The sequence below is a fragment of the Streptomyces sp. B1866 genome, from assembly GCF_031932565.1.
GTDB lineage: Bacteria > Actinomycetota > Actinomycetes > Streptomycetales > Streptomycetaceae > Streptomyces.
The window spans coordinates 1-5071 of sequence record NZ_JAVSCF010000352.1; the positions used below are offsets into that span (position 1 = coordinate 1).

At 73.8% G+C, this 5071-nt stretch carries 3 protein-coding genes; all 3 read right to left on the reverse strand.

Going from position 1 to position 5071, the window contains the following annotated elements; all coding sequences use genetic code 11:
* Positions 1–147: 147 nt before the first annotated feature.
* The gene (locus RKE29_RS27810; RefSeq protein ID WP_312008443.1) at positions 148–1776 is read right to left on the reverse strand and encodes a hypothetical protein; all 1629 of its coding nucleotides are present in this window, start codon (positions 1774–1776) and stop codon (positions 148–150) included.
* A gap of 1 nt (position 1777) precedes the next feature.
* The gene (locus tag RKE29_RS27815) at positions 1778–3244 is read right to left on the reverse strand and encodes an ATP-binding protein (RefSeq protein ID WP_312008444.1); all 1467 of its coding nucleotides are present in this window, start codon (positions 3242–3244) and stop codon (positions 1778–1780) included.
* A gap of 122 nt (positions 3245–3366) precedes the next feature.
* Positions 3367–4929 carry an SCO6880 family protein gene (locus RKE29_RS27820; RefSeq protein WP_312008446.1) on the reverse strand — a complete coding sequence of 521 codons (1563 nt, stop codon included), beginning with the start codon at positions 4927–4929 and terminating at the stop codon, positions 3367–3369.
* Positions 4930–5071 lie beyond the last annotated feature (142 nt).

Below are 5071 nucleotides of genomic sequence, written 5' to 3' on the forward strand. Positions count from 1 at the left end.
CACCCAGGGACCGAGGCTTTTTGCGTTGTCGGAAAGTTGCGGCAAGAGCAAGGGTGCTCTCGTCCGGTGTCTGGGGGAGGGGGGAAGCCACGGCGTGGTCGAGTCCCCTTGTCACGTGGGGCTCGAAGGCGGGTCGGACGGGGCTCCTCAGTCCGTGAGCGTGTCGTGCGGCCAGCGCGCCCGGGCCTGCTCGCGCGAGCGCATCAGGGCGAGCGTGGGCATTCCCAGGACCGCGCCCGCGTCCTCGGCCAGCAGGCCGGGCAGGTCCGGCAGCGGGGCCACGGCGGCCACGTCGTCCAGGACGAGGGTGAGCGGCGGGTCGAGCCGGCCCGACGGCGAGCCGCCGGCCAGCCGTCGGCCGTGTCCGACCACGCTGGACGCGAGGGCGGTCAGCAGCGGCATGGCGCCCGGGTCGGTGCGCGGGTCCTCGATGGGCTCGCCCACGACGTACAGCGTGCCGCCCTCCTCGATGAAGGACTCCAGCGCCAGGGCCTCGGCCCGGCCCGGGCTGCACGCATCCCTGATGTGGATCGAGGACAGCGCGCCGAGCGCGCGGGCGGTCAGTTCCTGGGCCACGTCCCGGCGCTCGGGGTGTGCGGTGAGCGTGGCCTCCAGCTCGCCTGCCACGCCGCCGAGGGCCTTGGGGTGCGTGCGCAGGATCCGTACGGGCTCGTGCGCGGCGCCGCCGTGGGCCCAGCGGTGCACGTGCCGGAAGGACCGGCCGTCGACCGCGGCGGCGTGCAGCCAGCACCGCAGCATGGTCTCCGCGGCCTGGGCCGTGGGCTGGTCCATGGCGTGGACGGGCCGTACGGGCGCCAGCAGGGCGGCGGCGCGGGCGGCGGCGGTCTCGCGGGACTCGCAGCCGGCGGCCGGGTTCCAGCGCAGGCGGGCCGGGATGTCGAGCAGGTGGCAGGGGTCGAAGACGTGGGTTGGGCCGAGTTTGGCGCGGGCGTCCTTGGTGGCGGCCCACAGCTCCGGGTCGCTGGTGACGGCGAGCACGGGTCCGGCCGCGTCGAGCACCGCGTCGGCCGCCGCGGTGCCGCGCGCGGCGCCGTACAGCACGCGCGGGCGGGGCGTACCGGCGTCCGGGAAGCCGGTGGCGGGCAGGGGTGCGGCGAGGGGCGCGGCGGCGCTGCCGGCCGGTGCGGGCGTCGGAGGCGCCAGGGGCGTGGGCGCCGTCGCCACGGGCGGTGTCGCCCCGGCCGGGGAGAACGGGCGGGCGGCGGCGTACGGGTCGCCGGGCGGGCCGGGGCGCGGTTCGCTCCAGGCCGCCGGGGCGGCGGTTTCCGGCTCGCCCGGGTGCGGCCGGGCCGGGCCCGCGGTGGTCTCGGCGGGTGCGGGCGCGGCCGGCTGTTCCCGGGCCGCCTCGCGGGCCGCGCGGCGCTTGGCCCGTACGAGCCGGTAGCGGGTGACCGTCCCGATCACGAACACCGACAGGACGAACAGCACCATCAGCTCGCTGATGAAGATCCCCCAGAACAGGCCCGACCCGGACAGCTGCTCCTTGGGCGTCTCCGGCCAGGCGGCGGCCAGGTCGTGCGGCTCCTGGACCAGGCGGCGCATGGCCAGGGGCGTGCGGACGAACCGCACGCCGTCCGGCCAGCCGCCCCGGGAGAACACCGCGGCCAGGCCCGCCGCCGACCAGACCAGGGTCGTGATGCCCAGCAGGAAGGCTATGGCGCCGACGAGCACGCTGTCGGGAATGCCGCGCGACGGCGCGGGCGGGCCGTCGCGCTGCACGGGCTCGCGCCCGCCACGCCCCCGGTCCGCCGCCATGTCAGGCCACCGTGGACCCGTACGAGGACGGTCCGTACGGGGCCTGGCCGCCGTACGGGCCCGGGCCGTACGCGTCGTCCGCCTCGTCGGCGAGCTGCTGCTCGACCGCCGCCGCGGCCCGCTCCTCGGCCTCGGCCTCCGCCTGGGCCGCGAGTTCGAGGGCCAGCGAGTCCTCCGTCATGGCCCGGTCGGTGTAGACCAGCGGCCGCTCGGCCTCGGTGACCAGGTGCTTGACGACCTGGACGTTGCCGTTGACGTCCCAGACGGCGATGCCGGGCGACAGGGTCGGGATGATCTCCACGGCCCACCGGGGCAGGCCCAGGACCCGTCCGGTGGCGCGTGCCTCGTCCGCCTTCTGGGCGTAGATCGTGCGGGTGGACGCCATTTTCAGGATCGCCGCGGCCTCCTTGGCGGCGGCGCCGTCGACCACGTCGGAGAGGTGGTGGACGACCGCCACGAACGACAGGCCGAGCCGTCGGCCGAACTTCAGCAGCCGCTGGAAGAGCTGGGCGACGAAGGGCGAGTTGATGATGTGCCAGGCCTCTTCCACGAGGAAGATGCGCTTCTTGCGGTCCGGCCGGATCCAGGTGTGCTCCAGCCACACGCCGACGATCGCCATCAGGATGGGCATGGCGATCGAGTTGCGGTCGATGTGGGAGAGGTCGAAGACGATCAGCGGCGCGTCCAGGTCGATGCCCGCCGTGGTCGGGCCGTCGAACATGCCGCGCAGGTCGCCGTCGACCAGCCGGTCGAGCACCAGGGCGACGTCCAGGCCCCACGCGCGGACGTCGTCTATGTCGACGTTCATCGACTCGGCGGACTCCGGTTTGGGGTGCCGCAGCTGCTCCACGATGTCGGTGAGGACCGGCTGGCGGCCGGTGATCGTGTCGTTGACGTACGCGTGGGCGACTTTCAGGGCGAAGCCGGAGCGCTCGTCGAGGCCGTGCCCCATGGCCACCTCGATGATCGTGCGCAGCAGGGCGAGCTGGCCGGTGGAGGTGATCGCCGGGTCGAGCGGGTTGAGGCGGATGCCGCCGTCCAGGGCCGCCATCGGGTCGAGCCGGATAGGCGTGATGTTCAGCTCCTCGGCGATGAGGTTCCACTCGCCGACGCCGTCCTCGCCCTGCGCGTCCAGCACCACCACCTGGCGGTCGCGGAACCGCATCTGCCGCAGCACGTACGTCTTCTCCAGCGCGGACTTGCCGTTGCCGGACTCGCCGAGCACCAGCCAGTGGGGTGCGGGGAGCTGCTGTCCGTACAGCTGGAAGGGGTCGTAGATGTAGCCCTTGCCGGAGTACACCTCCCGGCCGATGATCACGCCGGAGTCGCCGAGGCCCGGGGCGGCGGTGGGCAGGTAGACGGCCTGCGCCTGGCCCGTGGACGTGCGGACCGGCAGCCGCGTCGTCTCCACCTTCCCGAACAGGAAGCTGGTGAACGCGTTGGTGACGGCGCCCATCGGATCGGCCACGGAGAAGCCCCTATCGTCCCTGTCGTTCAGTCGTGTTCAGTCGCCATCAGTCGTCGTCTGCCGACTTCGGTCGCTCTTCGGTCTCGGTCGGTCGCGGTGTGCCTCGGTCTTTCCGGTCGGGTTCAGCGGCGGATGCCCGTCGCGAAGGGCAGGGTGTTGACGAAGGCCCGGTGGTGCTCGCGGTCGCACCACTCCAGCTTCAGGTAGCTCTTGCCGGCCGAGGCCCGTATCGTCCGCTTGTCCCGCGCGAGCGCCTCGGGCGACCGCGACGAGACGGTGATGTACCCGACGAGGTTGACGCCGGCGGCGCCGCTGGCCAGGTCCTCGCCGCGCTGGTCGAGACGGCCGTGTGCGGCGATGTCGCGCGGGTCGACGGTGCGGTTCATCTTCGCGGCGCGGCTGGCCTCCGCCTCGTCGTTGGTCTTCTCCGTCAGCATCCGCTCGATGGCGACCTCGGTGGGCTCCAGGTCCATGCAGACGGCGACGGTGCGGATCACGTCGGGGGTGTGCACCAGCAGCGGGGCGAGGAAGTTGACGCCGACGGGCGTCATGGGCCACTCCTTCACCCACGCGGTGGCGTGGCACCAGGGCTCGCGCGTGCTGGACTCGCGGGTCTTGGCCTGGAGGTAGGTGGGCTGCGTGGCGTCCAGCTCGGCGGGCCAGGCGTTGCGGCGGCTCATGGCCTGGAGGTGGTCTATGGGGTGGTCCGGGTCGTACATGGAGTGGATCAGGGACGCCAGTCGGCTCTGCCCGAGCGGCTGGCGCACCCGGATGTCGGCCTCGGCGAGCCGGGCGCAGATGTCGGTCAGCTCGCGGGCCATGACCACGGCGATGCCGCCGTCCCGGTCGATCCGGCGGCCGTGGATGCCGCCGTGCCGGCTGGCGCGCGCGATGGCCTGGGCCTCGGAGGCCAGCTCGCGCGTGTAGTGCATGCAGGCGACCAGGTAGGCGCGGTGCTGCTCGGAGGAGGTGGAGACCATCGACTGGAGCTGGTCGTAGGACTCCTTCAGCCAGCCGGGCGCGTCCTCGTCGCCGCGCCGCTCGATGTCCTTGGCGTGCGCGTCGGGGTCGGCGGGCAGCGTACGGGCCAGCATCTGGATGCGGGTGACGAAGCCGTCGCCGTTGGCCACGTGCTTGAGCAGGGTGCCGAAGCGCTCGACGAGGGCTTCCTGGTCCTCGCTGTCGCGCAGGCCCACGCCCGGGCCCTCGATCTCGATGGCGGCGGTGACGGTGCGGCGGTCGGCGTGCAGCAGGACGGCGACCTCGTCGGGCCCGAAGGGGGCGGAGAGCCAGTTGACGCGGCCGATGCCGGGCGGCGGGCCGATCTCGACCTCGCGGCCGTCGAAGCGGGTGCCGGCCTCGGCGGCGGCGGAGCGGTAGAAGGCGCCGCGCCGCAGGATGCGCTTGTAGGAGCGGTTGATCTCGTACCACCTGTAGAACGTACGGCCGTTGTACGGCACGTACACGGCGGCCAGGGCGAGGGTCGGGCAGCCGACCAGCAGCAGGATGCGCGGCATCAGCACCGGGATGAGCAGTCCGCACATCATGCCGATGAAGGCGCCGCCGATGATGAGCGCGATCTCGCCGGTCTCCCGGTTGCGGCCGACGATGGCGTTGGGCCGGGCGCGGCCGATCAGGTACGTGCGGCGCCGGGTCAGCGGGTGGGACTGGGCGTCGAGGGTCAACTCCGGTCACCTCCGCCGCCGCCCGAGCCGCGGATCGGGGGGCGTGGCGTGGGGGCGGGCGCGCCGCCGCCGGAGCCCAGGCCGCCGAGGCCGCCCGTACGGCCGCCGCCGGCGGGTCCGGCGCCGCCGGTGCGGGTGCTGT